Origin of the sequence: Variovorax sp. ZS18.2.2 (assembly GCF_024701975.1) — a bacterium.
Taxonomy (GTDB): Bacteria; Pseudomonadota; Gammaproteobacteria; order Burkholderiales; family Burkholderiaceae_C; genus Variovorax.
On record NZ_JANLNM010000020.1, the window covers coordinates 1 to 3,545 of the forward strand.

A 3,545-nucleotide genomic window follows, 5' to 3' on the forward strand; every position below is an offset into this window, starting at 1 on the left:
TGCGGAAAGCGGCTCGCATGCTCGGCGCGCAAGCCCACGGTCTCCAGCAGCTCGGCAATGCGCTTGTCGCGCGCCGCCGCCCCTTTGTGCAGCCCGTGCGTGGACAGCGCCTCGCCCAGGATCGCGCTGATGCGCATCTTCGGGTTCAGGCTCGCGTACGGGTCCTGGAAAATGATCTGCAGCTTGCTGCGGAGCTTGCGCATGCGCTCGCCCGAGAGAGCGCCGATGTCGTCACCGCGGTAGAACACCTGGCCCTCGGTGCGCTCAACGAGCCGCAGCACGGTGCGGCCGATGGTGCTCTTGCCCGAGCCCGATTCGCCGACCAGGCCCAGCGTCTCGCCGGGCTGGATCGCGAACGACACGTCGTCGACCGCGCGCACCGGGCGGTCGCTGCTGCCGAAGTATTTCTTGAGTCCGCGGACTTCGATGAGGGGAGTGGCGGTGGTCATCGTGGGCTTGTGGTTTTGGCTCCCTCCCCTTCCGGGGGAGGGTGGGGGTGGGGGCACGACGGCACTGGATGAAGCACTGCGCCGAACGAACGCCGCCTGCCCCCATCCCAGCCTTCCCCCGGAAGGGGAAGGAGCACAACGCCGGGCAGTGCGCTTCTCATGCGGCCCTCACCAAAGGCTGGGCCGGCTGCACGCGAACGCAGCGCGCTTCGCGCCCATGGTGCGTCTCGATCAGCGGCGGCATTGCCACGCTGCATTCGGCCAGCGCCAGGTCGCAACGCGGCTCGAACGCGCAGCCGGGCGGTGGCGCCAGCGGGCTGGACACCTGCCCGCGGATCGCGAACAGGCGCTTGGGCTTGGGTTGCCCCGGAACGCGCGCCTTGCCCGGCAGGCAGGCCAGCAGACCCTGCGTATACGGATGCTCCGGCTGCGCGAACAGCGGCCGCACCGGCGCACTCTCGACCACGCGGCCCGCATACAGCACCACCACGTCGTCCGCATGGTGCGCGACCACGCCCAGGTTGTGCGTGATGAAGAGGATGCTCATGCCCGTCTCGGCCTGCAGGCGCCGCATGAGTTCGAGGATCTGCGCCTGGATGGTCACATCCAGCGCGGTGGTGGGCTCGTCGGCGATCAGGAGCGTCGGGTCGCAGGCCATCGCGAGCGCGATCATCACCCGCTGGCGCATGCCGCCCGAGAGCTGATGCGGGTACTCGTGGATGCGCTGTGCCGCCGCCGGAATCTCCACCAGCTCCAGCATGCGCAGCGCATGGGCCAGGGCCGACTTGCGATCGAGCCCCTTGTGCAGCCGCACGCTCTCGGCGATCTGCTCGCCGATGGTGAAAACCGGGTTCAGGCTGGTCATCGGCTCCTGGAAGATCATCGACAGCTGGTTGCCGCGCAGCGACCGCATCTCGCGCTCGCCGATCTGCAGCAGATCGAGCGTCTTGCCTTCGCGTGTGACGAACGAAGCGCTGCCGCTGACCTGCGCGTTCGCGGTCTTGGGCAAGAGGCGCATCAGCGTGAGGCTGGTGACCGACTTGCCCGAGCCCGATTCGCCGACCAGCGCAGTGGTCTTGCCCGGTTGAATGGAGAAGCTCACATCGGCCACCGAGCGGATCAGGCCGTCTTCGGTGGGGAAGCTGGTGCTCAGGTTGCTGACCGTGAGACGTGGGGTTGTATTCGCGTTCGTCATCATCATGAGGTCTTCTTGAGCTTGGGGTCCAGCAGGTCGCGCACACCGTCGCCCAGCAGTTGCAACGACAGCGCCGTGAAGATGATCGCCAGGCCCGGGAACAGCACCACCCAGAAGGCCTGGTGCGCGTACTGCTGGCTGCCCGCGACCATGGTGCCCCAGGTCGGGATCTCGGGCGGCACGCCGACGCCGAGGAACGAGAGCCCCGCCTCGGCCAGGATGGCGTAGGCGAAGATGAACGACACCTGCACGAGGATCGGCGACATCAGGTTCGGCAGGATGTGCCGCCACAGGATGCGCGAGGTGCGCACGCCCAGCGCGCGCACGGCTTCGACGAACAGCAGTTCCCGCACCACGAGCGTCGAGGCCCGCACCACCCGCGCCACGCGCGGCGTGTAGACCAGCACCAGCGCGAGCACGGTGTTCATCAGCGAGGGCCCCAGGATCGCCACCAGCGCGATGGCCAGGAGGATGTCGGGGAAGGACATCATCGCGTCGACCACGCGCATGAGCGGCGTGTCCAGGCGTCGGAAGAAGCCGGCCATCAGGCCCAGCACCGTGCCGGCGATGACCGAGCCCAGGGCGGTGAGCGCCGCGATGGCCAGCGAATAGCGCGCGCCGTGCACGATGCGCGAATAGAGATCGCGACCGAGTTCGTCGGTGCCCAGCAGGTGCGCGGCGCTCGGCGCCTTCAGGCGGTCGAGCACTGCCGTGTCGTTGGGGTCGATGGAGGCGAACAGCGGCGCGCCGATAGCGAGCACCGCGATCACCAGCAGCACCAGCGCGGAGACCATCACGATGCGGCGGTGCATCAGCTGGCGGAGCATTCTTGGCATCTGCATGGTTCAGCAGCTATGAATGAATTCGACGTGCCCGAGCAGCCCGCCCAGGCGCGCCCGATCAAGGCGCAAAGCGCAGCCATAGCTCGGGCTATGGCGAGCATTTGCAACGCCAAGCGGGCGTGTCTGGGTGGGATGAGCGGGCATGGCGGGTTCGTTCATAGCTTCTTAGACCTTCACGCGAGGATCGACCACCGCATACAGCAGGTCGATCGAGAAATTGATGAGCACGTAGATCGCGGCAATCACGAGCAGCGCACCTTGAATGACCGGGTAGTCGCGCCGCAGCACCGCACTCACCACGAGGTTGCCGACGCCCGGCAGCCCGAACACGGTTTCGGTGATGACGGCGCCGCCGATCATCAGCGCGACCGTGAGGCCGATCACCGTGACGATGGGCACCAGCGCATTGCGCAGCGCGTGCTTGAGCACCACCGTGCTCTCGGAGAGGCCCTTGGAGCGCGCGGTGCGCACATAGTCTTCGCCGAGCACATCGAGCATCGAGGCGCGCGTGAAGCGGATGATGAGCGCCGAGTTCAACAGGCCCAGCACCGCGGCCGGCAGCACCAGCGCATGCAGCCGCTCCATGAACGGTGCATCGGGCGCACCGTAGCCCGACACCGGAAACCAGCCGAAGGACACCGCAAAGATCTGGATCAGCACGATGCCCAGCCAGAAGCTCGGAATGCTCGCGCCGAGCATCGCGATGCCGGTGAAGAGCTGATCGACCACGCGCCCGCGGAACACGGCCGAGACGATGCCGCAGGGCACGCCGATCAGCGCCGCGATGGCCACGGCCAGGAGCGCGAGCAGCGTGGTGGGCTCGGCGCGCTCCCACAGCGCCTGCGTCACGGGGCGCTGAAGAAAGATCGAGGTGCCCAGGTTGCCCTGCAGCACTTCGCGCAGCCAGTAGCCGAACTGCACGGGCAGCGGCTTGTCGAGGCCGTAGTCCTTCTGCACGCGCGCGATGTCGGCGGCCGTGGCCTGGTCGCCCAGCAGCACCGAGACCGGGTCGCCCGATGCGGCGCGTGTGAGCACGAAGACCAGCACCGCCACGATGGC

4 protein-coding genes are annotated in these 3,545 nt (G+C 67.8%); all 4 read right to left on the reverse strand.

Annotated elements, in window-relative coordinates; genetic code table 11:
• A partial coding sequence (locus tag NU688_RS33795) for an ATP-binding cassette domain-containing protein (protein ID WP_257865351.1) occupies positions 1-449 on the reverse strand: 449 nt, incomplete at its 3' end.
• A gap of 157 nt (positions 450-606) precedes the next feature.
• A complete protein-coding gene (locus NU688_RS33800) occupies positions 607-1,644 on the reverse strand; it encodes an ABC transporter ATP-binding protein (RefSeq protein ID WP_257865354.1) in 1,038 nt (345 codons plus the stop codon).
• Between the two features lie 2 nt (positions 1,645-1,646).
• On the reverse strand, positions 1,647-2,486 hold the full coding sequence (locus NU688_RS33805; RefSeq protein WP_257865352.1) for an ABC transporter permease: 840 nt from the start codon (positions 2,484-2,486) through the stop codon (positions 1,647-1,649).
• A 165-nt stretch (positions 2,487-2,651) separates the two neighbouring features.
• Positions 2,652-3,545 (reverse strand): ABC transporter permease (locus NU688_RS33810; RefSeq protein WP_257865353.1); only part of this gene is annotated, 894 nt, incomplete at its 5' end.